The following is a 26803-nucleotide window of genomic DNA, read 5'->3' on the forward strand; positions in this document are numbered from 1 at the left end:
TAGAGATAAGACCACAGTCTATCTTCCTTTAGTAGTTCAGAGCCCGAATAAAGTGATCATCAATACTGGCCTGATCTTGTGTGAGGACATGCTGTGCAATAAGAAACACACCCGAAATAAAACTTAGGCAAACCAGCACCCCAAAGGCATGGTATTGATTCAGGCCACTCTGATTGAGAACCTCAAGATAGAGAGAGCTTTCCAACGCTAGATGAGTCGACAGGCTCAACAGTGCCAAACCCAGAAATATCTGGATGATGGTCAGAAATAAGGGCTTCTGGACGGCAGGCTTAGTAGACATATGACTCTTTCGGTTGGGTATGAAAGGATCATAGGGAACTGGCGAGCATAAGTAAAAGAATCCCTTTTTATAAGCTAAATACTTTTTTATCTATAGAACCACCCCAAGAATGGGGATAATTGAGGTTTACACCTCATTATTAAGCGTTTATGGCAGCCTACAACACCGAAACCGTCCTCACAGTCCATCACTGGAACGACACCCTATTTAGCTTTACTACCACCAGAAACAAAGGTCTGCGCTTTCGTAGCGGCCATTTTTTGATGATTGGCTTAGAGGTTGAAGGCAAGCCATTAGTACGCGCCTATAGCGTGGCAAGCCCTAATTACGAAGAGCATTTAGAGTTTTTGAGCATCAAGGTTCAAGATGGCCCCCTTACCTCTCGCCTCCAAAAGATTCAGGTCGGTGACCCTATTTTGGTGAGCGAAAAATCCGTTGGCACCTTGGTTATTGATGATTTAAATCCAGGTAAGTACCTCTATTTATTTAGCACTGGTACGGGGCTAGCGCCATTCATGAGCATCATTCGTGATCCAGATACTTATGAGAAGTTTGAAAAAGTCGTCTTGATTCATGGTGTGCGCCTGGTTAGCGAATTAGCCTACGCTGATTACATTAAAAATGAACTCACTCAAGATGAATACATCGGTGAAATCATTCGTGAGAAGTTAATCTATTACCCAACTGTGACACGTGAGGCTTTTAAGCACACCGGTCGTTTAACTACCGCCATTGAATCTGGTCAACTCTTTAAAGATATTGGCCTACCCCCATTAGATCCAGTGGTCGATCGCGCGATGATCTGCGGTAGCCCATCCATGCTGAAAGAAACTGCTGAGATGCTAGATGCCAAAGGCTTCAAGGTTTCCCCCAGCCTGGGTCAGCTAGGTGACTACGTATTCGAACGGGCATTCGTAGAAAAGTAATCCACTTTATATATCTAAAAGTAATTTAGATATCGCTATATATTTCTTGTGGATATATAGCCCACTTGGTAAATTCTTCTTAACAAGATATTTACCAAGGAATTCGGATGTCCCCCGTACGTGAGCACTACAACCCGATCATAACCAAGCTATTACGCGAACATGATCGTTTGCCACATGAGAATGTGGCGGAACGCAAAAGCTTCCAGCGTCAAATTCTGTTTCTCATGAATGCCATCAAGCTCGATGAGTTTGAGCAAACCTTTGCTTAATTGATTGGGTGTACTGATGTTTAACTTCTTAATTGATTCCTCACATTTCATTATTTCCGGCGCGCTAGTTGGACTATTGGTTGGCATGACAGGCGTCGGTGGGGGGTCACTGATGACGCCATTGCTGACGCTGATATTCGGGGTTGCTCCCACGGCCGCCGTCGGAACAGATCTAGCATTCGCAGCCATCACCAAAGGGTTTGGCACTGCAGCGCATCGCCTTCATGGAAATGTACGCTGGGATATTGTTCGCCTTCTCTGCATAGGTAGTATTAGTACCACAATACTTTCCATCCTCGTTTTGAAATATGTCGGCCCAGTTTCAAAAGACTGGAATCATGTCATTAGCATTTCCATTGGAATATCTGTTTTATTAACGGCAGCATCTCTTCTCTTTAGATCCAAGATCTTAAAATGGGTACAAGCGAATCCGCGCTACCTCCCTACTGGCACCGCTCTTAAGACTGCAACCATAAGTGTTGGCGCTGTAATTGGAATCCTGGTAACGGTCTCTTCAATTGGTGCCGGTGCAATTGGAGCAACGCTCATCCTTTTACTCTATCCGCATTTAAAAGCATCAGAAGTTGCTGGCACTGATATTGCCTATGCCGTGCCATTGACTGCGCTGGCTGGACTAGGGCATTGGTGGCTCGGAAACGTGCATTTTGACTTGCTGTTTGGATTGCTAATTGGCTCCGTGCCGGCCATTTGGTTAGGCGCAAAACTCTCCAGCGCACTGTCTGAGAGAGCCACAAGAACAACTCTTGCGGGAACATTATTTTTGGTTGGAGTTAAGCTGGTGTCTTCATGATTGCTCCAGAATTTTGGCCCATTCCCGTAAATGCACCCTCTGAGTCTGAATTAGCCAGAAAGACGGCCACTCTCAAGCAGCGCCTTCTAGATATTGCCGCACGATTCCAAGACATTCGGTTTGCTACGAGCTTGGCTGCTGAGGACATGGTGATCACTGATGCGATTGTTCAATCTAAGGCCAACATTCAGTTATTTACCTTAGCCACTGGTCGCCTGCATCGAGAAACTGTGGATATGACTAAAACCACAGAAAGGCACTATGGGATTTCGATTGCCCAAGCCTATCCAGAAGAAAGTGATGTTCAAGAATTCATCGATCAATACGGCATGAATGGTTTTTACGATGGAGAGGTAGCTAAGAAAGCTTGCTGTGGCGCTCGCAAAATTAAGCCTTTGAATGCCGCCTTACTTGGCGCTGATGCATGGTTGACTGGACAACGACGTGAACAATCCACTACCCGTGTTGAGTTGAACTTGGAAGAACTCGATGATGCCCGTGGCATTGCTAAATTCAATCCATTATTTGATTGGACTGAGGCTGATATTTGGGCCTACATCAAACAAGAGGGCGTACCCATTCATCCACTGCACTTAAAGGGCTACCCCAGTATTGGTTGCGAGCCTTGCACGCGCCAAGTGAAACAAGGCGAGGATATTCGTGCAGGTCGCTGGTGGTGGTTACAAAGCGATAGCAAAGAATGCGGTCTTCACGTAAATAAATAATCATTGAATTACTTTAGTAGCAAAACTTAGCAAAGAACGAATTACAGAATGCAAGAACAAAAATTACTAGATGACCATTTAGATTGGCTAGAAGCTGAGTCGATCTACATCATTCGTGAAGTGGTAGCACAGTGCGCAAACCCTGCCATGCTGTTCTCTGGCGGCAAAGATTCGATTGTAATGTTTCACCTGGCTAGCAAAGCCTTTCAGTTTGGCGATCGCCCAGTAAAGCTCCCCTTCCCCATTCTGCATATTGATACCGGGCATAACTATCCAGAAGTCATCGCCTATCGAGACTCTGTAGTCGAAAAAACCGGCGTGAAACTCATTGTTGGGCGTGTAGAAGACTCCATCAAAAAAGGGACTGTGCGTTTACGAAAAGAAACCGATTCTCGCAATGCCGCTCAGGCAGTAACCTTGCTTGAAGCCATTGCTGAGCATGATTTTGATGCCCTTATGGGTGGGGCACGCCGTGATGAAGAAAAAGCTCGTGCCAAAGAACGCATCTTCTCCTTCCGCGATGAATTTGGCCAATGGGATCCTAAAGCTCAACGCCCAGAACTTTGGAACCTATACAACGCACGCATTTCTCAAGGAGAGAATATGCGCGTGTTCCCGATCTCCAATTGGACGGAGCTTGATATTTGGCAATACATCGCTCGCGAGAATTTAGAGCTACCAAGTATTTACTATACCCATGAACGCGAAGTGGTTCGTAAGAATAGCCTCTTAGTCCCTGTTACCAATATCACACCTAAGGCACCGGGCGATATTAGCGAGATTCTAAATGTGCGTTTTCGCACTGTAGGCGATATCAGTTGCACTTGCCCAGTCCTTAGTACGGCCGCTAATCCCATCGACATCATCGCTGAAACTGCGATTACAGAAATTACAGAGCGTGGCGCTACACGCATGGATGATCAAACTAATGAGGCCTCTATGGAGCGCCGAAAGAAAGAAGGCTACTTCTAATGACTACCAATCAAAATCAAAATGTAGTCCGCTTCATCACTGCTGGTAGCGTAGATGATGGCAAGAGCACGCTCATTGGTCGATTACTTTACGACACCAAATCTATTTTGGTGGATCAGCTCGAATCTTTATCGAAAACTAAGCATGCCCGTGTGACTTCATCAGATGCAGGTGTTGATTTGGCGCTACTTACTGATGGTCTTGAGGCTGAGCGTGAACAAGGCATTACTATCGATGTCGCTTATCGCTATTTTTCTACGCCTAAGCGGAAGTTTATTGTGGCTGACGCTCCGGGTCATGAGCAATACACGCGAAATCTAGTTACGGGCGCATCTCAATCCGATGTCGCGGTGATTTTGGTAGATGCCACTCGAGTAGATCTCAATACCACTCCAGCCACTTTATTGGCTCAAACTAAACGACATGCCGCAATTGTGCATTTATTAGGTTTGCGCCACGTTATTTTTGCCATCAACAAAATGGATTTGCTCAATTTTGATGAGGCTGCTTTCAATGCTATCAAAATAACAATTAAAGACTTGTGCAAAAAAATTGGCTTGTCTGAACCCACTTTAATTCCGATGTCCGCTCTACTCGGCGCCAACGTTGTCACGCCTAGCAAATATACGTCTTGGTACAAGGGGCCCACGTTACTTCAGTGGCTTGAGGGTCTAGATACTAGCCCTCAATCAGAAAAAACTGGGTTACGCTTTCCAGTGCAATATGTTGCCCGTCAGGATGGCAGCGCTTCCGATGACTTCCGCGGCTACCTAGGTCAAATTGAGTCCGGCAGTATTCGAGTGGGTCAAAAAATTAAAGTTCTACCAGAGAATCGCGAGGCAACTGTTTCGAAGATCTACTTAGGTAATCGTTCAAATCGCGAGCACACCAGCAATGAGGTGGAGTCCGCTCAAACAGGTGAATCCGCGGCGATTAGCCTGATTGAAGATATCGATGTCTCAAGAGGTTGCTTATTTATCAGCGCTAAAGATGCCAATCCACCAACACTCAGCAAGCAGATCTCTGCTGATCTTTGCTGGCTTGATACCGAACCACTCTCCCTGAGTCGGAAGTATGCTTTGCGTCACACTACCAATACGATTGGCGCCAAGGTCAAAGTAATTGAGAGGGTGCTAGACGTACAAACACTTTCTCATGCGCTAGAAACTCATCCGCTAGAGGCAAATGAAATCGGTCGCATATCCTTCGTTCTGCAAAAACCTATTGTTGCCGACTTGTTTGATCAATCTCAACGCATTGGTGCATTTATCCTCATTGATGAAGCCACAAACCATACTGTTGCGGCCGGAATGATTCGAGAGGCTATCGCTTAGTTCAAGCTAGGTCATTTTAAGAATAAATAATAGTCCGATTGCAGCAATGAATAGGGTCTCAATAACCAGCATAATAACTGGCTGCCAGCCGAGCTTTGCTAACTCCTGAAAGTTTGTTTTTAATCCAGCAGCGCCGATAGCAATCACCAACATCCAGCGGGAGATTCCGCCAATAGATTGAGTAAGGGAGCTTGGCAAAATCTGCATGGATGCAACGACTGATAGCGCCACGAATCCCAATAAGAATGTTGGTATCAGACGTAGGCTGCCCCATCCTAAACGCTGAGATGATTTTTCAGCACCAAAGAAAATAGAGATAAATAAAACGACAGGCAACAAAAGAGCGACACGAAAAAGCTTAACGACAGTTGCTACATCACCCGCCTCAGGGCCGAATAACATGCCTGCAGCAACTACCTGCGCCACATCATGAATGGTGGCTCCCAGAAAGATGCCTGCAGGTAAAGCAGTGATGTTGAGTAACTGCAACGCGAAGGGATACACCACCATGGCAATAGTGGAGAGGACAGTTACCCCAACTACCACCAGAAGCGTAAATCGCTCATTCTCTTTTGTTTTTGGCAGCACTGAGGCGACCGCTAAAGCAGCTTGAACTGACCTGATTTTTAGTACCACTCCAGAAGAGAGGATTTTTGATAATCTTCACCTTAAAGGAGTGCTAAATATGGCAAAAGGCCAACGTCTTAAACCCGAGCAAATCGTCACCTTATTGCGTCAAATCGATGTCCTGACAACGAACGGCAAAACCCTAGCCCAGGCCTGTAAAGAAGTGGGAACGGTAGAGCAAAGCTACTATCGTTGGCGCAAGATTTATGGTGGTATGAAGGTCGACCAAGCTCGTAAGTACAAAGATCTGGAACTGGAAAATACTCGCTTAAAAAAGCTCGTAGCAGACTTATCGCTACGAGAAGTCATGCTTAAGGAAGTCATTAAGGGAAACTTCTAAGCCCTGCTAGGCGTAAAAATGCAGCACAGCTGCTCATGGACCAGCATTCTATCTCTGAGCGGACTGCCTGTAGTTTGGTAGGGCTCTCCAGAGCAGCGTATCGCTATATGCCATTGCCTAGAGATGACGAAGAGCCCCTGAGAGCTGAAGTCATCCGCATGGCGAGCACCTATGGCCGGTATGGCTATAGATTTATTGCGGGCATGATGCGTAACGCTGGTTGGGGGCAAGCAACTACCGCCAAGGTCGCTCGCATCTGGCGGCAAGAGGGTCTGAAGATCCCACAAAAGCAACCTCCTAGAGGCAGACTCTGGCTCTCCGATGGCAGCTGTATGAGATTGCGAGCTACTCATACCAATCATGTTTGGAGTTATGACTTTGTCTTTATTAGAGATGCCTACGGTGGCAAGATCAGGATGCTCACGATGATTGATGAGTTCACCAGGAAATGCTTAACCATCCACTGCGCTAGACGAATTGGCTCAATCCAAGTGATTGAACAACTGGCCAACGCCATGATTGCTCACGGCATCCCCGAGCACATCCGAAGTGATAATGGCCCAGAATTTGTTGCTAAAGAGCTACGGGGTTGGTTATCTGGCATTGGAGTAAAGACAGCCTACATTGAACCGGGCAGCCCTTGGGAGAATGGCTTTTGTGAAAGCTTTAATGGTACCTTTAGAGATAACCTTTTGGATGGGGAGATCTTCTACAGCCTTAAAGAAGCCCAAATCATCGTGGGGGAGTGGGTTAAGCACTATAACCATGGAAGACCCCATAGCGCATTGGATTACAGACCACCAGCACCCCAGGCACAAGTACCCAGAATCATCCAGAATCAACCTATGATGCTGCAATGATTTACTATAGAAAAACTCTCTCAAGTAGTGGACCTAAATTGACAGCAGTTCAGCTCTCAACCCCCTTTAATGGCTTTGCATCAGGGTTTGATAATAAAGAGGCTATCAAGTTAGGCGTTCAGCACCTTCTGGAAATGGGGCATAAACATTTCGGCATCCTGACTGGTATCACCTCCGATAATGATCGCGCAAAAGATCGCGTTTTAGGAGCCCTAGAATTACTAGCTCAGAAAAAAATTCTCCTTAAACCTGAGGTGATCGTGGAATGTCACTACGAACTCCAGGAAGCGAGGCTAGGATTGAAAAAGCTACTGTTATCCAATCCAAAAATTACCGCCATTATTTGCGGACAGGACGTACTAGCCCTAGGCGCACTGCTTGAGGCTCAAAACCAAAATATTAAAGTTCCCAAGGATCTATCGATTATTGGCTTTGATGATCTAGAAATATCCAGACATATATTGCCAAGCTTAACAACCATACACATTAATGCAATTAGCATGTGGGCTCAGGCAGCCAATCATTTAATTTCGCAAATCAATGGCGTTGAAAACCTACCAAAAAAGATTAAGACTGGAGTTCATCTAGTAATCCGCGGATCGACAAGCACTGCTCCAAAATATAAAAAAATATAAGCCAAAGAAAAACCACCCCTTAGGGTGGTTTGAAAGAAAATCTATGGAGGTAAAACTAAGAATGAACAACAAGAACATCGTATTCCATTGAAGGTCTCCCCCAACTCAGCATTGCTTACTTAATGTGCGCAATGCCTCATATTGGTGCAATGCGCATTGATAACCAAACGCCCACTATTTGCAGGGATACTTAACCTCAAAGAATCGTACCAGCGTCTTAGCTGCACGCTCCTGATTGAATTGGGAATTTTTTTGATTCCAGGCCAGAAACTCCTGAAGAATGACTTCTCTTGTGCCAGTTTCCGATGAGAAACAAATGCTCGGCTTTTGTTTTGAATTACGGTTAACGAGATAGGCTTGATAAACGCCCTCACCAAAGCCAAAGCAAAAGTTCTGAGCATCTGCGTCATTGAGGTTTTTGCACAGCTCAACCAATGCAGCAGTAGAGGCATCATTCTTAGGTAGATCAGTCTGAGCAAAAGTATTTACTTCTAACAGTAAGACTGCACCGATGATGAGTGGGATTGTTTGAAATAGTTTCATAGTGCCTTCTTTATAGATTAGCGCCTAAATCCACCCATACGGCCAGCACCAAAACCACCGCGGCCACCGAATCGATCATCATTCGTTCGGTCGTAACGCGCTTGGTCTCGCATCGCATTTTCTTGGGCTGCCTCACGATAGGTATTTGGATTTGCTTTATCTTGCTGATAATCATTACGTGCTTCTTGGTTTAAGCGATCAGCTTGAGAGCGCTCTTGTGGCGTAGCATTTTTCTGGAAAGCGCTATCTGCTCGTTGCCCCGCAGCTCTTGCCGCCTGTCGATCTTGCGGGGTCGCATTGTTTTTCCAATCGTTCAGAAGACGCTGTTGGTTCTGAATACTACTCGGACCAATCAAGCCCCTATTCGCTCTTCCAGGAGAATTTGTATTGTTCACATTAATCGCGCCATCAGACCAGCTAGGTGTGGACCAAAATGCACCGCCTACTGCCATCCCAAGACCAAATGACATCATTCCCCAGGCGGGGTTGTAAGCAGGATATGGCGGGTAATCTGGATAAGGCCATGCCCCATAAACAACGGTGGGGTTATAACTCGGCACGTAGACCAGCTGAGTATTGGCAGGACTAATTAATACGTTCGAGTTAGCGTCAGTGCTCACTGTAATTTGCTGATTTGTTTTTAGGCTTCCAGCTTGAACGGCACGCTTGCGTAAGACCTGTACCGCCTTCATCGTGTCTGCAGGTTGTAGCTTGTAGGCATTACCCAGATTTTGAGTCCACTGCAACTTACTACCCATCATATTGAATGCTTGCGGGAATGAGATTAGTGACTTCACGCTATCGTTCCAAGATTGCGCTTTGAGAGCATCTTGCAACGCAGCGCTATTTAGATTGGAATTGCTATTGCGCCAGTTATAGGCTTCAGCCACCTCTAGTGGGTAAGTGGATGCCAACAGCATTAAAGAAAGTAAGGAGTCTGGATATAAGGCAATCGGAGAAAGTAAAGACTGCAATTGCGCTGATGAAATCAACTGTGGTGAACTGTTATAGCCGCCGCTTTGGGTATAGGACTGTGGATAGTCCATATTTTGATAGGGATCACTATTATTTGAGCAAGCGCTCAGGAGAGCTGCAAGCCCAATCAAATACCCTGCTTTAGTCTGAATATTCATACACTCATTAATCCTCTTGTGTTTCTGGAGTGTAATACCGAGCCAGAAATCAGTGATTTTCTTTTGCGTGGTTAATAGAGTATTTCGGGATCTCGATAACTAAGTCTTGGCGCGCCACGATAGCTTGGCAAGATAAGCGGGACTGGGGATTCAGACCCCATGCGCGGTCTAATAAATCTTCTTCATTCTCATCAGGCTCATTCAGACTCTGATAACCCTCTTTCACGATTACGTGACAGGTAGTACAAGCGCAGACCATATCGCAGGCATGTTCAATCGGAATATTATTTTCCAGCAAAGCTTCACAAACGGAGGTACCTGGAGTCACTTCAAGCACGGCACCTTCAGGGCAATACTCGCTATGGGGTAGAACAACGATCTGAGTCATTTGGGTAATTTTCTTTTCTTAAATTTCTGCAACATTCTTACCAGCCAATGCCCTCTTAATACTGGCATTCATGCGCTTTTGGGCAAACTCGTCAGTAGCCTTGGCGGCATGATCGACTGCTTTTCTGAGAATGGCGCTATCAGTTTCTTCCGCGAGTATCTTTTGCAAGACGGCCATTTCTTGATCAACTTCAGCCTGTTCTTGAGGATTTAACAATCCACGATCAGAATCCAAAGCAGTTTGCACGGCATCCAATAAACGCTGCGCATTAACCTGCTCTTCACGCAGAGATCTGGATAGGAGGTCTACTTTGGCTGATGCAAAACCATCTTGCAGCATGCGAGCAATCTCGGCATCAGTCAAACCATAGGATGGCTTGATATCGATTGAGGCTTGCACGCCTGAACCCTGCTCCATGGCGCTTACAGAAAGCAATCCATCCGCATCTACTTGATAGGTCACCCGAATACGAGCAGCGCCAGCAGCCATTGGCGGGATGCCACGCAATTCAAACTTGCCTAGAGAGCGACAGTCTTGCGCCAGCTCTCGCTCGCCCTGCACCACCTGAATCGCTAGGGCAGTTTGGCCATCTTTAAAGGTTGTGAAATCCTGAGCGCGCGCCACCGGAATCGGTGTATTGCGGGGAATAATTTTTTCCACCAAGCCGCCCATGGTTTCAATACCAAGCGACAGCGGAATAACGTCTAGCAGGAGCCACTCATCATCCTTGCTTTGATTACCGGCAAGTAAGTCAGCCTGCATTGCGGCCCCTAGAGCGACAACCTGATCTGGATTGAGATTGTTTAAGGGTTTAGTGCCGAAGAGCTCACCAACCGCACGTTGTACATGAGGCATGCGAGTTGCGCCACCAACCATCACAACGCCTTTGACTTCATCAGCTTTAAGGCCTGCATCGCGCAAAGCCTTCTTCACGGCAACCAAAGTCTTATTGATTAAGTGCTGGGTGATTTCAAAAAACTGCGCTTGGCTAACGCCCACATTAATCACAGTGCCATCAGCAAGGGTTTCATGAACGCGTGCTAATGGATTGTGACTTAATTGCTCTTTGGCATGTCTGCAAGAGAGTAAGAGCTTACGGTGATCTTGAATCGAGAGTGGTGAAAGCTTAGCTTGCTCGATCACCCAACAATAGAGACGATGGTCAAAATCATCACCACCCAAAGCAGAATCGCCGCCAGTGGAAAGCACTTCAAATACCCCTCTGCTCATACGCAAAATAGATATGTCAAAAGTACCGCCACCCAAATCGTAAACCGCGTAGATTCCCTCGGAGGCATTATCTAAACCATAGGCAATGGCAGCAGCAGTAGGCTCATTGAGCAGACGCAAAACTTCAATACCAGCCAACTTCGCCGCATCTTTAGTTGCTTGACGCTGAGCATCATCAAAATAAGCAGGCACAGTAATCACAGCACCAACGATGTCGTCATTTACCGAGTCTTCAGCCAACTGGCGCAAGCGTGCCAAAATTTCTGCTGAAACTTCAATCGGACTCTTGTCACCCGCTACTGTTTTGATCTTCAGCATCCCAGGCTCATCAACGAAGTCGTAGGGAGTGCTTTCGATATTCTCTACATCCACAATACCCCGACCCATAAAACGTTTCACAGAAACGATTGTGTTTTTGGGATCGGAGACAATACTTTCAGCGGCCTCGAAGCCCGCCTGGGTTCTGCCATTTGGGAGATAACGCACCACCGAAGGGAGTAATTCGCGCCCTTCTGAATCAGGGAGTACCTTAGGCAAAGCATCCCGCACGATTGCAACTAAGGAGTTAGTGGTACCTAAATCAATACCTACCGCAATCCGACGTTGATGCGGAGCAAGTGATTTACCAGGTTCGGAGATTTGTAATAAGGCCATGGGGTCTAGAGTGTAAAGCTATACCAAAGCTGAGATAGCATCATCTAGCTCTAGCGCAAACTTATCAATAAAAAGCAGGCCTCTGAGTAACTCAGCTGCGCGCTCATAGTTCTTAGCTCCGTCGATAGCCTGTGTAATTTCTACCAAGACACCTCGTTTAGCTTGATCAACCTCTTCAGCAAGGACTTCCAGAGCACTTAGGTCCTCATCTTGATCTTCGAGACTTTCACGCCATTCCATTTGTTTCATCAGAAAAGCAGCTGGCATCGCTGTATTGGTCTCGAGACGCGCATCTACTTTATGGAGCTGGCAAAGATAGAGCCCACGCTGAATCGGATTTTTTAAGGTCTGAAACGCAGTATTGGCTAAGGTAGCCATCTGCATTGCCAATCTCCGCTCAGTATCGCTACCACGAGCATGGCGATCAGGATGTACTTCTTTTTGGATCGCCAAATAGGCTTGATCTAATGCAGACAAATCCAGGTTGAATTGTTGCTCTAAGCCAAAGAAACGAAAGTAATTATCAGACGCGGAAGGATTCACCACAACCACACTCATCTTTTACATTCGGGTTTTGGAACTTAAAGCCTTCGTTCAAACCTTCACGTACAAAGTCTAATTCGGTGCCATCTAAATAGGCCAAGCTCTTAGGATCAATAAAGATAGTGATGCCATTAGATTCAAATTTCGTATCTTCAGGAGCAGCCTCATCCACGTATTCCAGTTGATAGGCTAAGCCCGAGCAACCAGTGGTGCGAACACCTAAGCGTAAGCCGCAACCTTTTCCACGCTTATCTAAATTGCGCTGAACATGTTTTGCTGCTTTGTCGGTTAAGGTAATTGCCATGATGAAAGCCTCTTAATCTTTACAGGGCCGGATGCTTTTCTTTGTAATCGGCCACTGCTGCCTTGATGGCATCTTCAGCCAAGATAGAGCAGTGGATTTTTACTGGTGGCAAAGCTAGCTCTGCAGCAATTAAGGAGTTCTTGATCTCTAAAGCCTGATCCAAGGTTTTGCCTTTAACCCACTCGGTAACCAATGAGGAGGAGGCAATCGCAGAACCACAACCATAGGTCTTGAACTTGGCATCTTCAATCACGCCCTGATCGTTTACACGAATCTGTAACTTCATGACATCACCACATGCAGGTGCACCGACCATGCCAGTACCTACTTGGTCATCGCCTTTTTCAAAAGAACCCACATTGCGGGGATTTTCATAATGATCAATTACTTTGTCGCTATATGCCATGGTATTTTCTCGCTATCTCTTTTGTCTTTAATCTTGCTTCAATATATTCAATGCTTATTCAATACTTTTTAGTGCGCTGCCCACTGGATGGTACTGAGATCAATACCGTCCTTAAACATTTCCCACAAAGGTGAAAGTTCGCGTAACTTCGCAATCTTCTCTTTAACTAATTTGATCGTGAAATCTACTTCTTCTTCAGTAGTAAAGCGTCCCAAAGTAAAGCGAATTGAGCTATGCGCTAGTTCATCATTACGACCAAGAGCGCGCAATACATAAGAAGGCTCTAAGGATGCTGAAGTACATGCTGAACCAGAGGAAATGGCCAGATCTTTCAAGGCCATCAACATCGACTCACCCTCAACATAGTTAAAGCTGATGTTGAGGTTATGCGGAACACGATGCTCCATATCCCCGTTAACGTAAACCTCTTCAATATCCTTCAAACCATTGAGCAAACGATCACGCAAAGCACGGATACGAGCATTGCCCGAATCCATCTCAAGACGTGCAATACGGAAAGCCTCACCTAAACCAACGATTTGGTGAACGGCTAAGGTGCCAGAACGCATACCGCGCTCATGACCACCACCATGAATCTGTGCCTCAATACGAATACGGGGCTTACGACGCACAAACAAGGCGCCGATACCTTTAGGACCGTAAGACTTATGAGCAGAAAAGCTCATTAAATCCACTTTAGTTTTCTCTAAGTCGATTTCAACTTTGCCAGTAGCTTGCGCTGCATCCACATGAAAAATCACACCACGTGAGCGGCATAACTCCCCAATAGCTGGAATATCTTGGATCACGCCAATCTCGTTATTGACATACATCACTGACAACAAAATAGTGCCTGGCTTCATTGCTGCTTCTAGCTGAGCAAAATCAATCAAACCATTTGGCAGGACATCTAAGTAAGTCACTTCAAAACCTTCGCGCTCGAGCTCACGACAAGTATCCAAAGTGGCTTTGTGCTCCGTCTTCACGGTAATGATGTGATTACCACGATCTTTATAAAAGTGGGCCGCACCTTTGAGCGCCAAATTAATACTTTCAGTTGCACCACTGGTAAACACAATCTCTCTTGGGTCGGCATGTACTAACTGAGCCACTTCTGAACGCGCCCACTCAACCGCTTCCTCTGCAGCCCAACCGTAGGCATGACTACGAGATGCGGCATTACCGAACTGCTCACGCAAGTAAGGCAGCATCTTGTCTACCACGCGCGGATCGATCGGAGTAGTAGCCGAATAGTCCATATAAACCGGGAAATGCTTAGGACTAAACATCGGTATTGACTGCTGGGGAATGTCTTGTGGTGCGTTCATTTTTTGCTTATCGATTTATAGGTAAAGAGATGGATCTCTTGGATTAACTTTGCCGGGCTAGATTAAAAACAGAATTCACGAGAGGACGCTTCGGGGCATCTTCTTTCTTTGCTGCGACTGCTGGTGCTGACTTTTCAGCCTTAACACTGTCAGCTTTGATTTTCTTGGGGCGCAAATCATGCAATACGATCCCACGTCCAGATTGCTGGTGCACCAAGTCTCTTAATGACACAGAACTCAGGTACTCCACCATCTTGGCATTGAGGTTTGACCAAAGATCATGGGTCATGCAATGGCCTTGGGTTTCTTCATCAGTATGGCAATTACCTTTACCGCCACATTGAGTTGCGTCCAGGGGCTCATCTACGGCCACGATGATATCGGCCACGCTAATTTCCTCAGACTTACGGGCTAGGGTGTAACCACCACCAGGTCCACGAGTACTTTCAACGATGTTGAAACGGCGTAACTTGCCGAATAATTGCTCTAAATAGGAGAGGGAAATCTTCTGTCTTTGGCTAATTCCGGCCAAAGTTACAGGCCCGTGCGTCTCACGCAGGGCTAAATCGATCATTGCGGTTACTGCAAAACGGCCTTTAGTTGTAAGTCTCATATGTCACCTTGGTAATGGATTGTTATGGACAGCTAACAGTCGGGCGGGTAATACCCGACCATTCCACTCAACTTTACCATATACCCCACTAAATTGCTCAGGAATTAACCCCTCAATTCAAATGGCGTCCCGAGAGCTGGCGCCAAAGGCCATTTCCTTCACCTTGGTCAATCTATCGCGGGTGGAGGCAGCCTTTTCAAACTCCAAATTCTTAGCCTCAGAGTTCATTTGCTTCTCTAAACGCTTGATTTCGCCCGCCAAGTCCTTCTCGCTCATATCCTCATAGCGAGCCCGCTCCTGCTCCACCTGCATCTCAGAGCGCTTCTCTTTAACGTCATAGACCCCATCAATAATGTCCTTAATCCGCTTTTTAACGCCACGCGGCTCAATGCCATTAGCCTTATTGAAAGCAATTTGTTTGGTGCGGCGGCGCTCGGTTTCGCCCATCGCCCGCTTCATAGAATCGGTAATGCGATCGGCATACAGAATCGCCTTACCTTTGACGTTTCGTGCCGCCCTACCAATGGTTTGAATCAAACTGCGCTCAGAACGCAAAAAGCCTTCTTTATCAGCATCCAAGATGGCAACCAGAGAGACCTCTGGAATATCTAAGCCTTCACGTAATAAATTAATACCCACCAATACATCAAAGACACCTAAGCGTAAGTCACGCAGAATTTCTACACGCTCTACCGTATCAATATCGGAGTGCACGTAGCGTACTTTTACTCCGTTATCCGATAAGTAATCTGTGAGTTGCTCAGCCATACGTTTTGTTAATACTGTGACTAAAACGCGCTCGTGGACTTTGACGCGTTCGTGAATCTGATTTAGCAAATCATCTACTTGTGTACTTGCTGGCAATACTTCAATTTCTGGATCGACCAATCCAGTTGGTCTAGCCACTTGCTCCACCACTTGTCCAGTGTGTGTGTTTTCGTAATCAGCTGGTGTTGCAGAAACAAATACGGTTTGACGCATCTTCGTTTCAAACTCAGTGAATTTGAGTGGGCGGTTATCCATGGCTGAGGGCAAGCGGAATCCAAATTCTACTAATGTATGTTTGCGAGACTTATCGCCGTTGTACATCGCATTGAGTTGACCTATCAGGACATGACTCTCATCCAAGAACATCAATGCGTCATTAGGTAAGTAGTCCACCAAGGTAGGTGGCGCCTCACCCGGCATGGCGCCAGAGAGGTGGCGAGAGTAGTTCTCAATGCCCTTGCAGAAGCCTAATTCATTAAGCATCTCTAGATCAAAGCGGGTGCGCTGCTCTAAGCGCTGCGCCTCAACCAACTTGCCGTCTTTTACAAATTCATCCAAGCGAATCCGTAATTCTGCCTTGATAGTTTCAATTGCTTTGAGAACGGTATCACGGGGCGTGACATAGTGCGAGCTTGGATAGACGGTAAAGCGCGGAATCTTCTGACGAATTTTTCCAGTCAGTGGATCAAAAAATTGCAAGCTCTCGATCACATCATCAAAGAGTTCAACACGCACCGCTAATTCATTATGCTCAGCTGGAAAAATATCAATCGTGTCGCCCCGGACTCGGAAAACACCGCGCTTGAAATCGGTTTCATTACGGTCGTATTGCATCGCAATTAAGCGCATCAAAATATCGCGCTGACTCATCTTGTCACCAGGACGTAAAGTCATCACCATGCTGTGATAGTCACCCGGATTACCGATACCGTAAATGGCGGATACAGTGGCTACGATGATGACATCGCGCCTCTCCAACAAACTCTTGGTAGCAGACAATCGCATTTGCTCAATATGTTCATTGATTGATGAATCCTTTTCAATAAACAAATCACGTGTCGGAACATAAGCCTCTGGCTGGTAGTAATCGTAGTAACTAACAAAGTACTCCACCGCATTTTTGGGAAAAAACTCCCGAAACTCACTGTAGAGCTGAGCAGCCAAGGTCTTATTTGGGGCAAAAATGATGGCGGGACGGCCTGTCCTGGCAATGACATTGGCCATGGTGAAGGTCTTACCAGAGCCAGTAACCCCCAAAAGCGTCTGAAAGGTCAGTCCATCCTCAATACCAGCCACCAAAGCATCAATTGCAGCTGGCTGATCGCCTGCGGGCGGAAACGGCTGATACAGATGAAATGGGGAATCTGGGAAGGAAACGAATTTAGCTGGATCTAAATCGTGACCTACCTCACCCAAAGGATCGGCTACAGGGCTTTTATTGCTTTCGGCAACTTGGGAATTCGAGGAAGTTTTAGGCAACTTGGGAGGCATCTCAGCTATCATTTCAACTGTAAGTTTTAGTTCACAGCGAATTTTGTACAAACATCGATTTTGCCGTTTTTATTTAGAAATAGTTGAATCTAGCCTCAAAAACAGCCATTCAAAGCAAATTTAATTTAAATATCCCCTTATCCACCCTTTCTGACCATCAAATGAACCTTTTTACTTCAGTCCAGCTAGCCCCTAAAGACCCTATTTTTGGCCTTACAGAAGCCTATGTCGCCGATCAACGTGCAGACAAGGTCAACCTGGGTGTTGGAGTGTATTACACCGACGAAGGCAAGGTACCTCTTTTGAAAGCAGTGATCAAGGCTGAAGAAGCGATTGTTGCCAAGCACTCACCGCGCAGCTACATTCCAATCGAAGGCCCAAACCCATATAACAGCGCAGTACAGAACTTATTATTCGGCGCTGACTCCTCGCTCATTAAAGATGGTCGCGTGGTTACTGCCGAGTGCCTTGGTGGAACCGGCGCATTGCGAGTTGGCGCTGACTTTATCAAGCGCCTCAACTTAAATGCGCCTTGCGCAATTAGCAACCCTACTTGGGAAAACCACCGTGGCATTTTTGAATCCGCCGGCTTTGAAGTAGTTGAGTACACCTACTTCGATGGTAAAACCCGTGGCGTAGATTTTGATGGCATGGTGAAATCATTGGAGTCTTTCCCCAAATACACCACCGTATTGCTGCATGCTTGCTGCCACAACCCAACCGGGGCTGACATTACTGAAGCGCAATGGCGTCAAGTGATTGATATCTGCAAAGCAAAAGATCTCATTCCATTTTTAGATATGGCTTACCAGGGTTTTGCTGATGGTATCGAGCAAGATGGCATTGCAGTTCGTTTGTTTGCCCAGTCTGGCATGTCCTTCTTTGTATCAAGCTCTTTCTCCAAATCATTCTCACTATATGGTGAGCGCGTTGGCGCTTTGTCTATCGTGACTCAGAGTAAAGATGAATCTACTCGCGTGCTCTCGCAATTGAAGCGCGTGATTCGTACAAATTATTCCAATCCTCCAACTCACGGCGCTGCGATCGCAGCCGCTGTTTTGAATTCACCAGAACTCAGACAGCTTTGGGAAGATGAACTAGCGCAGATGCGTGATCGCATTAAAGCAATGCGTCATGGTCTCGTAGAAAAATTGGCTGCTGCTGGCGTTAAGCAAGACTTTGCTTTCATTAAAGCTCAGCGTGGCATGTTCTCTTACTCGGGCTTAAGCGCTGAGCAAGTAGAACGCTTGCAAAAGGAAGATGGTATTTATGCCCTCTCTACAGGACGTATTTGTATGGCCGCCCTCAATACCAAAAATATTGATAAGGTAGCTCAAGCAATCGCCCGTGTATTGGCTTAAATAGATGCAATAAGTAGTTAAACTGAATTACCAGGAGGTACCATGCTATATCAACTACATGAGTTTCAAACAGCGCTACTGCAACCCATTAGCTCATGGGCTCGCGCAGCCTCTAAGGCATTTGTCGATGCCTCAAATCCAGCCTCCAAAATTCCAGGGTCCGATCGCTTAGCTGCTAGCTATGAACTCCTCTATCGCTTAGGCAAAAATTACGATAAACCTGAGTTTGGTATTCGCTCCGTAAAAGCCCATGGTCGCGAAGTAGCGATCCATGAAAAAACGATTACTGCTAAACCGTTTTGTAATTTAATTCGCTTCAAACGCTTCTCTGATGATCTGGATGTCATTAAGAAATTAAAGGATGATCCAGTAGTCTTGGTAGTAGCACCACTATCTGGACATCACTCCACATTACTACGCGACACTGTACGCACTCTTTTGCAAGATCATAAGGTTTACATCACCGACTGGATTGATGCGCGCATTGTTCCGGCTGATGAGGCTGCCTTTGGTTTAGATGACTACGTTCACTACATACAGGATTTCATCCGCACCATTGGTGCAGATGATTTGCATGTGATCTCTGTATGCCAACCAACCGTTCCTACCTTGGGTGCAATCTCATTGATGGCCTCTGCTGGTGAAAAAACACCTGCCTCGATGATCATGATGGGTGGCCCTATTGATGCTCGTAAATCACCTACCGCAGTAAATGACTTGGCTGATCAAAAATCGTATAACTGGTTTGCAAGTCACGTGATCTATAAGGTACCTCCAAACTATCCGGGCGCTGGTCGTGATGTTTACCCAGGCTTCTTGCAGCACTCCGGCTTTATTGCTATGAATCCGCAGAATCACATGCAATCTCATTGGGATTACTTCCAAAACCTAGTACGTGGTGATGAGCAAGATGCGGAATCCCATATTCGTTTCTATGATGAGTACAACGCAGTCATAGATATGGATGCAAAGTATTACTTAGATACCATCAAGACCGTATTTCAAGATCATTCTTTACCAAATGGCACCTGGTCAGTCTCGGGCGACTTAGTGAAACCGCAGGATATTAAAAAGACTGCCCTTCTCACAGTGGAAGGTGAGTTAGACGACATTTCTGGTAGCGGACAGACTCGCGCTGCACATGCCTTGTGTGCAGGAATTCCGAAAGCCGATAAGGACCACTACGAAGTTGCCGGTGCTGGTCACTATGGCATCTTCTCAGGTCGTCGCTGGCGCGAGAAGGTATATCCAAAGATTAAGTCGTTTATTCGTGAGCACCAAGTTGTTCAGAAGAAAACCCGCGCTAGACCCCCAAAACTAGAGGGCTCGAAGTCCGCATAAAACAGTAGCGCGACTTTCGGGTCGCGCTTCTAGTTTTAGGGCAAGCAAATTGCAATGAACATGAAGCAGACGAAAGAGCTTGCAGATCGTCTCGAGGATCTTCTGCCTCAAACCCAATGCACTAAATGCAGTTACCCTGATTGCCGAGCTTATGCAGAGGCAATGGCAATGGGTGAGGCCCTGCCTAATCGCTGCCCTCCTGGCGGAGTGGAAGGTATTAAGCGGCTGAGCACAATTCTGACACCCGTATTTCCTCAAGATGCATATGAACTGCACCCCACTATTGATCCTGAATGCGGCTTAGAGCGCCCCAGGCCTGTTGCCTTTATTGACCCTAAAGCTTGTATTGGTTGTACGCTCTGTATCCAGGCTTGTCCTGTAGATGCGATTGTGGGGGCCTCTAAGCAGATGCATGTGGTCTTAAGCGAATGGTGTACGGGTTGTGATCTCTGCATTCCCCCTTGCCCTGTAGACTGCATCACCATGCTGGATGTAACTGATAAAAAAACTGGCTGGGATGCCTGGTCTCCAGAATTAGCAGATATGGCGCGTACAAGATATGCAGCGCGTGATGTCCGACTGGATCGTGAGCAACGTGATAACGATGAGCGACTAGCAAAGAAGGCGGCCGCTAAACTCGTTGCCGTGAATGCAGAGAATCCAGATTCAGAAGCTGCCTTAAAAGAGCAGGAAAGAAAGCGAGCCATCATCGCCGCTGCGATTGCGCGAGCTCAGCAACAGAAATGATGAATCTCGAAAAGCGCCAAGCTTTTTTTGAGCTACTCAGGGAAAATAATCCCCATCCAGAAACCGAATTGGAATACAGCTCTCCGTTTGAGCTGCTCATTGCCGTCTTGCTATCAGCGCAAGCAACCGATATTTCAGTAAACAAAGGTACACGTCAGCTATTTAAGATTGCCAACACGCCTCAAGCCCTTCTAGATTTAGGCGAGCAAGGTGTGAAACCTTTCATCCAGCACATTGGCTTATTCAACTCCAAAGGCAAGCATATTCAAGAAACTTGTCGACTGCTGCTGGAAAAACATGGTGGCGAAGTACCTCAATATCGTGAAGAGCTAGAGTTGTTACCCGGCGTTGGCAGAAAGACTGCGAACGTGATTCTCAATACCGCTTTTGGTCAACCCACTATGGCGGTCGATACCCACATTTTTAGAGTCTCAAACCGAACTGGTTTGGCGCCTGGCAAAGATGTTGTGAAAGTTGAAGAGCAATTGCTCAAGCGCATCCCCAAAGAGTTTTTAATGGATGCGCATCATTGGCTTATCTTGCATGGCCGATATACCTGCAAAGCCCGAATACCTGATTGCGAACAATGTATTGTTGAACCACTTTGTAGTTTTAAACAGAAAACTGGTAAAGGAAAAGTGCGTGGCAATATTTAATCCCACCCGCGAAGAGGTCAGGCGATTTTTCTGTGACACCTGGAAGAAGAAAACTGGGGATCACATTCTGACGCCGATGGAAACGCTTGCTAGCGACTGGATGGTGGAGCACCCGGAATATCATGCACTCCTAGTAGATCCAGAAGGCGCAGTTGTACAAGACTACACCCCAGAGCGTGGTGAGACCAATCCCTTCTTGCATCTCTCCATGCACCTATCGATTAGCGAGCAAATCTCGATTGATCAACCACCGGGTATTAAAGCGATCTCAGAAAAGCTAGCTAAGAAACTAGGATCTGAACATGAAGCTCAGCACGCCATCATGGAGTGCTTGGGACAAGTCATGTGGGAGGCGCAACGTGAGGGACAAGCACTCAGCCCCGAGAAATATCTTGAAGCGCTCCAGAGATTAATCTAAGGGCTTCGCTTCACGAGCATTCGCTTGCTCAAAATGACGGTAGAGACAACCAAAAAAGCAAAGACCATATTCATTAAGGTGATGCGATCATCCAAGAAAAAACTGGAGGCCAGTAGCGTACAAAAAGGCTGGATTAATTGCACTTGGCTGACCCTTGCAATTCCACCGATGGCAAGACCTTCGTACCAAAAGAAAAAGCCCAAGTACATCGGAAATATACTCAGGTATACAAAGCTTGTCCAAGCAACTACATCAGCATCCCAATACGATGAAGAAAATGTGAAATACGTTGCCACAATATTAATCGGCAATGAAATCACTAGCGCCCAAGAAATGACTACCCGCGGGTTCATCTTTCGAGATAACTCTCCGCCTTCTACATACCCAACGCAAGCGCAAATACCTCCCAGTACCAGCAAAATATCTACGTAGGTAAAGCTTCCAGAACTTTTAAGTAACGCATACATCATCACCAGTGCTGCGCCCAAGATGGATACAAGCCAAAAACCAATCGAGGGGCGCTCCTTGAAACGGATGACTCCAATCACTGTAGTTGCTAAGGGCATCATCCCTAAAATGACGGCACCATGAGAGGATGAACCCTCTTTCATAGCCAGTGTCGTAAAAATTGGAAATCCAAAAACTACGCCCAGTGCAATCACAGCAAACTTCACTAAGTCAGTTTTACTGGGAAGTGGCACTTGCTTATACGCAAGATAGCTTAAAGCAACTAAACCGGCTAAGGAAGCCCTACCAAATGCAATGAAGTAAGGATTGAAGCTTTGAACGGTAATTTTACTTACCGGCAAGGTTAGGCTAAAAACAAGAATGCCAATGAAGCCAATGAGCATTCCCTTAGTTTCTTTATTCATATTTACTCTAAGGGTTAAAAATAACTATCCAGGATGTATAGATCTCTTTTCGCTATTTTTTGGTATTGATACTGCCAATAATCCTTTGGCTACATAGCCCAAAATTTGATGCAATTAGAGCAAGGGTTTAATTTTTTTCACAAAATCCAGGGCCGATGGGCTATCCCCGTGGATGCAAAGCGTATCTGCCTGAACTTTAACAATACTGCAATCAACTGTAAGTACCTCGCCATCACGCGCCATTCGCAATGCCTGATCAGCCGCCTCGTCCCCACTCTGAATCAAGGCATTTTTCTGCGTGCGGGAGACTAGATAGCCCTCAGAGGTATGAATCGCTACTACTTCTATAGACACTTTCTAGCCTAATCTTCTTTCATATTAGCGCGCTTCACGATTGGCTCTAGCCTTGCCTTTTCATCAGCCAAGAATTTTATGAATGAGGCCCTTGTCCCTGGTGAAGGTTCGATCCCCTGCGGAGTCAAACGACTTTGCACTGTAGCCGTTTTGAGGCCCGCATTAATCGCCTGATTCATTTTTTCTAAGATAGCATCAGGCGTACCCTTGGGAGCAAAAACCCCTGCCCAGTGGCCAATCAACACTTCCGGATAACCCTGCTCCTTGGTTGTTGGTACATTCGGGAGGGCGGCAATTCTTTTATTCCAGGTTGATGCAATTGCCTTTAATTTACCGCCTTGGATTTGCGGAATCACAACCACACTAGCTTCTGATGTAGCGTCAACTTGATTAGAGATAACAGCAACCATTCCCTCTGAGCCGCTCTTGTAAGGAATAATTTCATATTTACCACCTGCTTTTACTTTGAGCATCTCCGCTACAAAATGTGGAGTACTCCCAGTACCAGCAGTAGAGAAATTAAGTCCTTTTGAATCCTTGGCTAATATGAGCAAATCCTTCATATGATTAATTTTTGAATCTGCCGAGACAACAATAATGGATGGACTAATGGTTAGTAACCCAACCGGGACAAGGTCACCCTCCTTATAGGGCATCGATGCCTTGATCATGGGGTTGGTAACAATTCCACCTGCGCTAATAAAAAAGGTATATCCGTCTGGCGCACTCTTCGCCACAAAATCTGCACCCAATACAGATCCGGCTCCAGGCTTGTTCTCCACAATAATAGGTTGGCCGAGTTGCTTAGAAACCGCCTCCGCAACTACTCTAGCAACCGTATCATTAGCGCCGCCAGGACCAAAGCCAACGATGAATTTAATAGGATGATTTGGCCAAGGGTCAACGGCAAAAGCCTGCCCTAGGACTAAACATAACAATGTCATCAGGGTTAGTTTAGGCAACAGCTTCATTTTTTATTTCCTCTTAAATCCTACCAAGGCAAAGCTGGTAGTACCGGCTTTAAACCTGTCTTTTGAATAGCTGGGACTGCTTTAGTTGATGCTAAAAACTGGATGAAATCTTTAGCTTCCTCAAGATTTTTCGCGCTACTAGTAATGCCTGCAGAAAATAGAACAGTCTTTTGCGCCTCTGGTGGCAACTCACCAATGTAATCTACTCCGGGAATCGGCAGCAGCTCACTCACTTGCTGGAAGCCCAAATCTGCCTCTCCTCTGGCTACAACTGATGCCACTCTCTCGCTATAAATTTTCCTCGCTGTTTTATCCATCTGCTCAGAAATTCCCATTCTTGGAAAAAGCTCAGTGGATAAATAAACGCCACTGGCACTTGCCGAATAGGCTATTGACTTCGCATTAAGTAACGCTAATTTAAGTCCAGCCATAGTACTAATATCAGGCTTAGGTGCGCCAACTCTCACTACCCCTCCCATTACTGAGGCCACTAAATCTACTCGAAGTCCCGGCTGAAGTGCACCACTTTTTATAAAACTCTCTAGAGCAGGTGCCGCTAGAATTAAGATATCAAACTGTTCGCCTTTAGCCAATCTAGAAGGGATAGAGTCAGGCGCAACCCCCATGGATGATCCATAAGAAATAATCACTTTATTGGAGGATTGTTTTTCATACTCAGGGGCTAGCTCTTTTAACGCCTCAGCAAATGCGCCTGAGGTAATTACCTGAATATCTGCGGCATACGAAGTCGGAATCAGCAATATGCCAATCACAAATATCAGGAAATAGGACCGTATTTTGCTCATCAGTTTTTAAAAGAGAGTAGCGATAGCGGCCCTAACAGCCCCAGGAAGCTCTAGTGCTTTTTGTCTTCTTGTTTCTAGTACAGCTTCTTTTACTTCTTGAGTTCTTTTAGACCAAGCTGATCCTGGAAAGAAAGCATCGTCTTGATACCTTGGGATGACATGCCAATGTATGTGAGGAACCATATTGCCTAAGGCTGCAATATTGACCTTATCTGGACACATCACATGCCTTACCGCCTCCTCTACAGCAAAGACTAGCGACATCAGATGTTCGCGCTCACCATGACTTAGATCTGTCATTTCAGCGACATGGTGATTCCAAATCACACGGCAAAAGCCAGGCAAATCAGGATCATTCACCAAGATAACTCGGCAGTCATCTCCACGCCAAATCAACTGGCCCTCTTCAGGCTTAAGCTCTTCTTTACAGAGTACGCAATTAGTCATGGGAAGAATGTAAACGAAAACGGCACCTAAGTCACCCTTATGGGGTAATTTAGATGCCGCGACAGTAAGGGTGGATTCTTTTACTGTTTTATTACGAAGTACTTAGGGAATGCTTAGTGAAACTGCTCTTCTTCTGTGGAGCCAGTCAATGCAGTTACTGAAGACTTACCTCCTTGAATCACAGTAGTAACATCATCGAAGTAACCAGTGCCCACTTCCTGCTGATGCGATACGAATGTATAACCACGATCACGAGCAGCGAATTCTGGCTCTTGCACTTTCTCAATGTAGGCAGTCATACCGCGCTTCATGTAGTCCTGAGCCAAGTCGAACATGTTGTACCACATCGAATGAATACCAGCCAAAGTAATGAACTGATACTTGTAACCCATGGCACCTAATTCGCGCTGGAACTTCGCAATCGTTGCGTCATCCAAGTTTTTCTTCCAATTAAAAGATGGTGAGCAGTTGTAGGCCAACATCTTGCCTGGGAACTTCGCACGAATTGCTTCAGCGAACTTACGAGCAAAATCTAAGTCTGGTGTACCGGTTTCACACCACACCATATCAGCATAGGCGGCGTATGCCAGGCCACGGGAGATCGCTTGATCTAAGCCTTTACGTGTTTTGTAAAAGCCCTCTGGGGTCCGCTCACCAGTCAAGAATGGTTTGTCATTTGCATCGTAATCCGATGTCAACAAGTCAGCAGCTTCAGCATCGGTACGAGCCAAGATGATGGTTGAAACACCCATTACGTCAGCAGCCAAACGAGCAGAAATCAATTTCTGTACTGACTCGGCTGTAGGCAACAATACTTTACCTCCCAAGTGACCGCACTTCTTAACAGAAGACAATTGGTCTTCGAAGTGAACGCCAGCTGCACCCTGCTTGATCAATGCTTTACTGAGTTCGAATGCATTCAATACACCGCCGAAGCCTGCTTCAGCATCGGCAACGATGGGAGCGTAATATTCGATATAGCCAGCATCGCCTTTATTAACACCCTTAGATGTTTGGATTTCATCAGCACGTTGGAATGAGTTATTAATACGCTCAACCATTTTCGGAACTGAATCTACTGGATACAAGGATTGGTCTGGATACATCGCTGCAGAAGTGTTACCGTCAGCAGCAACCTGCCAACCTGACAGGTAAATTGCTTGAACACCAGCCTTAACCTGTTGCATTGCTTGACCACCAGTCAGGGCACCTAAACAGTTAACGTACGCTTCGTTATTTACCAGCTCCCAGAGACGCTCTGCGCCATGCTTAGCTAAGGTGTATTCAATCTTCAATGAGCCACGAAGACGGACAACGTCTTCAGCCGTGTATCCACGAGTAATACCTTTCCAGCGTGGATTGGTATCCCAGTCTTTTTGTAGTGCTGCGATTTCTGCTTTGCGATCTGCCATGTTTTTCTCCCTAAGTTAAGCCAGTACATCGAATATTGAGACACTCAGTACAGACAATGAAGTCTTATGTCTTATATAAGAGTTTAAGTACTTGGAGAAAGCATGCAAGAACTATTTCAGTATTGATTGAAAATAATTAGTTCAATAAATTCAATTACTTAAAAATAATTTTTTATATTATGAAATATGAATTCAGGCGATGAAATAATGCCTT

31 protein-coding genes are annotated in these 26803 nt (G+C 46.0%); 13 read left to right on the top strand and 18 right to left on the bottom strand.

Annotated features, from left to right (window positions below; translation table 11 throughout):
* Positions 1 to 28: 28 nt before the first annotated feature.
* A complete protein-coding gene (locus tag C2747_RS07330) occupies positions 29 to 301 on the bottom strand; it encodes a hypothetical protein (protein ID WP_215330944.1) in 273 nt (90 codons plus the stop codon).
* A 149-nt stretch (positions 302 to 450) separates the two neighbouring features.
* Between C2747_RS07330 and C2747_RS07335 the strand changes: the two genes are divergently transcribed.
* The 6 genes from C2747_RS07335 (at position 451) to C2747_RS07360 (ending at position 5341) form a co-directional block, all read left to right on the top strand.
* Positions 451 to 1227 carry a ferredoxin--NADP reductase gene (locus tag C2747_RS07335; RefSeq protein ID WP_215330945.1) on the top strand — a complete coding sequence of 259 codons (777 nt, stop codon included), beginning with the start codon at positions 451 to 453 and terminating at the stop codon, positions 1225 to 1227.
* A 107-nt stretch (positions 1228 to 1334) separates the two neighbouring features.
* A complete protein-coding gene (locus tag C2747_RS07340; protein WP_215330946.1) occupies positions 1335 to 1499 on the top strand; it encodes a hypothetical protein in 165 nt (54 codons plus the stop codon).
* A 16-nt stretch (positions 1500 to 1515) separates the two neighbouring features.
* A complete protein-coding gene (locus C2747_RS07345; RefSeq protein ID WP_215330947.1) occupies positions 1516 to 2310 on the top strand; it encodes a sulfite exporter TauE/SafE family protein in 795 nt (264 codons plus the stop codon).
* Positions 2307 to 3035, top strand: coding sequence for a phosphoadenylyl-sulfate reductase (locus C2747_RS07350; RefSeq protein WP_215330948.1), 729 nt, complete (start codon positions 2307 to 2309; stop codon positions 3033 to 3035). The genes C2747_RS07345 and C2747_RS07350 overlap by 4 nt, the downstream gene beginning before the upstream one ends.
* A gap of 48 nt (positions 3036 to 3083) precedes the next feature.
* Positions 3084 to 4007 carry a sulfate adenylyltransferase subunit CysD gene (gene cysD / locus C2747_RS07355; protein ID WP_215330949.1) on the top strand — a complete coding sequence of 308 codons (924 nt, stop codon included), beginning with the start codon at positions 3084 to 3086 and terminating at the stop codon, positions 4005 to 4007.
* Positions 4007 to 5341: a sulfate adenylyltransferase subunit 1 gene (locus tag C2747_RS07360; protein WP_215330950.1), complete on the top strand. Its 1335-nt coding sequence runs from the start codon at positions 4007 to 4009 to the stop codon at positions 5339 to 5341. Before cysD ends, C2747_RS07360 begins: the two co-directional genes overlap by 1 nt.
* 6 nt (positions 5342 to 5347) lie before the next feature.
* Here the strand turns inward: C2747_RS07360 and C2747_RS07365 are convergent, their stop codons facing one another.
* A complete protein-coding gene (locus tag C2747_RS07365; protein ID WP_251374731.1) occupies positions 5348 to 5977 on the bottom strand; it encodes a YeiH family protein in 630 nt (209 codons plus the stop codon).
* Between the two features lie 49 nt (positions 5978 to 6026).
* Between C2747_RS07365 and C2747_RS07370 the strand changes: the two genes are divergently transcribed.
* Both C2747_RS07370 and C2747_RS07375 read left to right on the top strand, forming a co-directional pair.
* Positions 6027 to 7168, top strand: a protein-coding gene (locus C2747_RS07370) for an IS3 family transposase (RefSeq protein WP_215330951.1) whose coding sequence is annotated in 2 segments (ribosomal slippage) — positions 6027 to 6294 and positions 6294 to 7168 — 1143 coding nt in all. Because the reading frame shifts where the segments join, the coding sequence is not laid out codon by codon here.
* The gene (locus C2747_RS07375) at positions 7165 to 7803 is read left to right on the top strand and encodes a substrate-binding domain-containing protein (RefSeq protein WP_215330952.1); all 639 of its coding nucleotides are present in this window, start codon (positions 7165 to 7167) and stop codon (positions 7801 to 7803) included. Before C2747_RS07370 ends, C2747_RS07375 begins: the two co-directional genes overlap by 4 nt.
* A gap of 174 nt (positions 7804 to 7977) precedes the next feature.
* Here the strand turns inward: C2747_RS07375 and C2747_RS07380 are convergent, their stop codons facing one another.
* The 10 genes from C2747_RS07380 to uvrB all read right to left on the bottom strand — a co-directional run bounded on the left by C2747_RS07380 (position 7978) and on the right by uvrB (position 17216).
* A complete protein-coding gene (locus C2747_RS07380) occupies positions 7978 to 8346 on the bottom strand; it encodes a Rap1a/Tai family immunity protein (protein WP_215330953.1) in 369 nt (122 codons plus the stop codon).
* Positions 8347 to 8363: 17 nt separating this feature from the next.
* A complete protein-coding gene (locus C2747_RS07385) occupies positions 8364 to 9479 on the bottom strand; it encodes a DUF3300 domain-containing protein (RefSeq protein ID WP_215330954.1) in 1116 nt (371 codons plus the stop codon).
* A gap of 49 nt (positions 9480 to 9528) precedes the next feature.
* A complete protein-coding gene (fdx, locus tag C2747_RS07390) occupies positions 9529 to 9867 on the bottom strand; it encodes an ISC system 2Fe-2S type ferredoxin (protein WP_215327626.1) in 339 nt (112 codons plus the stop codon).
* Between the two features lie 18 nt (positions 9868 to 9885).
* Positions 9886 to 11751: a Fe-S protein assembly chaperone HscA gene (hscA, locus tag C2747_RS07395; RefSeq protein WP_215330955.1), complete on the bottom strand. Its 1866-nt coding sequence runs from the start codon at positions 11749 to 11751 to the stop codon at positions 9886 to 9888.
* 18 nt (positions 11752 to 11769) lie between these two features.
* Positions 11770 to 12294: a Fe-S protein assembly co-chaperone HscB gene (gene hscB / locus C2747_RS07400; RefSeq protein WP_251374732.1), complete on the bottom strand. Its 525-nt coding sequence runs from the start codon at positions 12292 to 12294 to the stop codon at positions 11770 to 11772.
* Positions 12275 to 12598 (bottom strand): iron-sulfur cluster assembly protein IscA, encoded by a 324-nt coding sequence (iscA, locus tag C2747_RS07405; protein ID WP_215301393.1) that lies wholly within the window; start codon positions 12596 to 12598, stop codon positions 12275 to 12277. The genes hscB and iscA overlap by 20 nt, the downstream gene beginning before the upstream one ends.
* A gap of 19 nt (positions 12599 to 12617) precedes the next feature.
* Positions 12618 to 13004 (bottom strand): Fe-S cluster assembly scaffold IscU, encoded by a 387-nt coding sequence (iscU, locus tag C2747_RS07410; protein ID WP_215304672.1) that lies wholly within the window; start codon positions 13002 to 13004, stop codon positions 12618 to 12620.
* Between the two features lie 68 nt (positions 13005 to 13072).
* Positions 13073 to 14332, bottom strand: a complete 1260-nt coding sequence (locus C2747_RS07415) for an IscS subfamily cysteine desulfurase (RefSeq protein WP_433915491.1) — start codon at positions 14330 to 14332, stop codon at positions 13073 to 13075.
* A 43-nt stretch (positions 14333 to 14375) separates the two neighbouring features.
* Complete coding sequence (locus tag C2747_RS07420) at positions 14376 to 14945, bottom strand: Fe-S cluster assembly transcription factor (RefSeq protein ID WP_215330957.1); 570 nt, start codon at positions 14943 to 14945, stop codon at positions 14376 to 14378.
* A 117-nt stretch (positions 14946 to 15062) separates the two neighbouring features.
* A complete protein-coding gene (gene uvrB, locus C2747_RS07425) occupies positions 15063 to 17216 on the bottom strand; it encodes an excinuclease ABC subunit UvrB (RefSeq protein ID WP_251374865.1) in 2154 nt (717 codons plus the stop codon).
* A 149-nt stretch (positions 17217 to 17365) separates the two neighbouring features.
* Between uvrB and C2747_RS07430 the strand changes: the two genes are divergently transcribed.
* Genes C2747_RS07430 through C2747_RS07450 form a run of 5 tightly spaced genes read left to right on the top strand, consistent with a single transcriptional unit; the run spans position 17366 to position 21727 of the window.
* Positions 17366 to 18565 carry an amino acid aminotransferase gene (locus C2747_RS07430; RefSeq protein WP_215330958.1) on the top strand — a complete coding sequence of 400 codons (1200 nt, stop codon included), beginning with the start codon at positions 17366 to 17368 and terminating at the stop codon, positions 18563 to 18565.
* Between the two features lie 42 nt (positions 18566 to 18607).
* Positions 18608 to 19906: a polyhydroxyalkanoate depolymerase gene (locus tag C2747_RS07435; protein ID WP_215330959.1), complete on the top strand. Its 1299-nt coding sequence runs from the start codon at positions 18608 to 18610 to the stop codon at positions 19904 to 19906.
* Positions 19907 to 19966: 60 nt separating this feature from the next.
* A complete protein-coding gene (rsxB, locus tag C2747_RS07440; protein ID WP_215333127.1) occupies positions 19967 to 20653 on the top strand; it encodes an electron transport complex subunit RsxB in 687 nt (228 codons plus the stop codon).
* The gene (nth, locus tag C2747_RS07445) at positions 20653 to 21309 is read left to right on the top strand and encodes an endonuclease III (protein ID WP_215333126.1); all 657 of its coding nucleotides are present in this window, start codon (positions 20653 to 20655) and stop codon (positions 21307 to 21309) included. Before rsxB ends, nth begins: the two co-directional genes overlap by 1 nt.
* Positions 21302 to 21727, top strand: a complete 426-nt coding sequence (locus C2747_RS07450; RefSeq protein WP_215333128.1) for a DUF1841 family protein — start codon at positions 21302 to 21304, stop codon at positions 21725 to 21727. The genes nth and C2747_RS07450 overlap by 8 nt, the downstream gene beginning before the upstream one ends.
* On the opposite strand, the gene C2747_RS07455 is transcribed toward C2747_RS07450, so the two are convergent.
* From C2747_RS07455 to aceA, 6 genes are all read right to left on the bottom strand, one after another.
* Complete coding sequence (locus C2747_RS07455; protein WP_215330960.1) at positions 21724 to 22599, bottom strand: DMT family transporter; 876 nt, start codon at positions 22597 to 22599, stop codon at positions 21724 to 21726. The two genes, C2747_RS07450 and C2747_RS07455, sit on opposite strands and share 4 nt — an antisense overlap.
* A gap of 114 nt (positions 22600 to 22713) precedes the next feature.
* Entirely contained in the window at positions 22714 to 22953 is a 240-nt protein-coding gene (locus C2747_RS07460) for a LamB/YcsF family protein (RefSeq protein ID WP_215330961.1), read from the bottom strand.
* 8 nt (positions 22954 to 22961) lie between these two features.
* Positions 22962 to 23924 carry a Bug family tripartite tricarboxylate transporter substrate binding protein gene (locus tag C2747_RS07465; RefSeq protein WP_433915492.1) on the bottom strand — a complete coding sequence of 321 codons (963 nt, stop codon included), beginning with the start codon at positions 23922 to 23924 and terminating at the stop codon, positions 22962 to 22964.
* 20 nt (positions 23925 to 23944) lie between these two features.
* The gene (locus tag C2747_RS07470) at positions 23945 to 24730 is read right to left on the bottom strand and encodes a substrate-binding domain-containing protein (protein ID WP_215330962.1); all 786 of its coding nucleotides are present in this window, start codon (positions 24728 to 24730) and stop codon (positions 23945 to 23947) included.
* Positions 24731 to 24736: 6 nt separating this feature from the next.
* A complete protein-coding gene (locus tag C2747_RS07475; RefSeq protein WP_215330963.1) occupies positions 24737 to 25177 on the bottom strand; it encodes an HIT family protein in 441 nt (146 codons plus the stop codon).
* A gap of 113 nt (positions 25178 to 25290) precedes the next feature.
* On the bottom strand, positions 25291 to 26589 hold the full coding sequence (gene aceA / locus C2747_RS07480; protein WP_215330964.1) for an isocitrate lyase: 1299 nt from the start codon (positions 26587 to 26589) through the stop codon (positions 25291 to 25293).
* Between the last annotated feature and the right edge of the window lie 214 nt (positions 26590 to 26803).

The organism is Polynucleobacter corsicus (assembly GCF_018688255.1).
In the GTDB taxonomy this organism is placed as follows: domain Bacteria; phylum Pseudomonadota; class Gammaproteobacteria; order Burkholderiales; family Burkholderiaceae; genus Polynucleobacter; species Polynucleobacter corsicus.

Bases quoted from the DNA above. Each gene is read 5' to 3' on its own strand.
- C2747_RS07330 (WP_215330944.1), bottom strand. From the start codon at position 301: ATGTCTACTAAGCCTGCCGTCCAGAAGCCCTTATTTCTGACCATCATC.
- C2747_RS07335 (WP_215330945.1), top strand. From the start codon at position 451: ATGGCAGCCTACAACACCGAAACCGTCCTCACAGTCCATCACTGGAAC.
- C2747_RS07340 (WP_215330946.1), top strand. From the start codon at position 1,335: ATGTCCCCCGTACGTGAGCACTACAACCCGATCATAACCAAGCTATTA.
- C2747_RS07345 (WP_215330947.1), top strand. From the start codon at position 1,516: ATGTTTAACTTCTTAATTGATTCCTCACATTTCATTATTTCCGGCGCG.
- C2747_RS07350 (WP_215330948.1), top strand. From the start codon at position 2,307: ATGATTGCTCCAGAATTTTGGCCCATTCCCGTAAATGCACCCTCTGAG.
- cysD (WP_215330949.1), top strand. From the start codon at position 3,084: ATGCAAGAACAAAAATTACTAGATGACCATTTAGATTGGCTAGAAGCT.
- C2747_RS07360 (WP_215330950.1), top strand. From the start codon at position 4,007: ATGACTACCAATCAAAATCAAAATGTAGTCCGCTTCATCACTGCTGGT.
- C2747_RS07375 (WP_215330952.1), top strand. From the start codon at position 7,165: ATGATTTACTATAGAAAAACTCTCTCAAGTAGTGGACCTAAATTGACA.
- C2747_RS07380 (WP_215330953.1), bottom strand. From the start codon at position 8,346: ATGAAACTATTTCAAACAATCCCACTCATCATCGGTGCAGTCTTACTG.
- C2747_RS07385 (WP_215330954.1), bottom strand. From the start codon at position 9,479: ATGAATATTCAGACTAAAGCAGGGTATTTGATTGGGCTTGCAGCTCTC.
- fdx (WP_215327626.1), bottom strand. From the start codon at position 9,867: ATGACTCAGATCGTTGTTCTACCCCATAGCGAGTATTGCCCTGAAGGT.
- hscA (WP_215330955.1), bottom strand. From the start codon at position 11,751: ATGGCCTTATTACAAATCTCCGAACCTGGTAAATCACTTGCTCCGCAT.
- iscA (WP_215301393.1), bottom strand. From the start codon at position 12,598: ATGGCAATTACCTTAACCGACAAAGCAGCAAAACATGTTCAGCGCAAT.
- iscU (WP_215304672.1), bottom strand. From the start codon at position 13,004: ATGGCATATAGCGACAAAGTAATTGATCATTATGAAAATCCCCGCAAT.
- C2747_RS07415 (WP_433915491.1), bottom strand. From the start codon at position 14,332: ATGAACGCACCACAAGACATTCCCCAGCAGTCAATACCGATGTTTAGT.
- C2747_RS07420 (WP_215330957.1), bottom strand. From the start codon at position 14,945: ATGAGACTTACAACTAAAGGCCGTTTTGCAGTAACCGCAATGATCGAT.
- uvrB (WP_251374865.1), bottom strand. From the start codon at position 17,216: ATGATAGCTGAGATGCCTCCCAAGTTGCCTAAAACTTCCTCGAATTCC.
- C2747_RS07430 (WP_215330958.1), top strand. From the start codon at position 17,366: ATGAACCTTTTTACTTCAGTCCAGCTAGCCCCTAAAGACCCTATTTTT.
- C2747_RS07435 (WP_215330959.1), top strand. From the start codon at position 18,608: ATGCTATATCAACTACATGAGTTTCAAACAGCGCTACTGCAACCCATT.
- rsxB (WP_215333127.1), top strand. From the start codon at position 19,967: ATGAAGCAGACGAAAGAGCTTGCAGATCGTCTCGAGGATCTTCTGCCT.
- nth (WP_215333126.1), top strand. From the start codon at position 20,653: ATGAATCTCGAAAAGCGCCAAGCTTTTTTTGAGCTACTCAGGGAAAAT.
- C2747_RS07455 (WP_215330960.1), bottom strand. From the start codon at position 22,599: ATGAATAAAGAAACTAAGGGAATGCTCATTGGCTTCATTGGCATTCTT.
- C2747_RS07465 (WP_433915492.1), bottom strand. From the start codon at position 23,924: ATGAAGCTGTTGCCTAAACTAACCCTGATGACATTGTTATGTTTAGTC.
- C2747_RS07470 (WP_215330962.1), bottom strand. From the start codon at position 24,730: ATGAGCAAAATACGGTCCTATTTCCTGATATTTGTGATTGGCATATTG.
- C2747_RS07475 (WP_215330963.1), bottom strand. From the start codon at position 25,177: ATGACTAATTGCGTACTCTGTAAAGAAGAGCTTAAGCCTGAAGAGGGC.
- aceA (WP_215330964.1), bottom strand. From the start codon at position 26,589: ATGGCAGATCGCAAAGCAGAAATCGCAGCACTACAAAAAGACTGGGAT.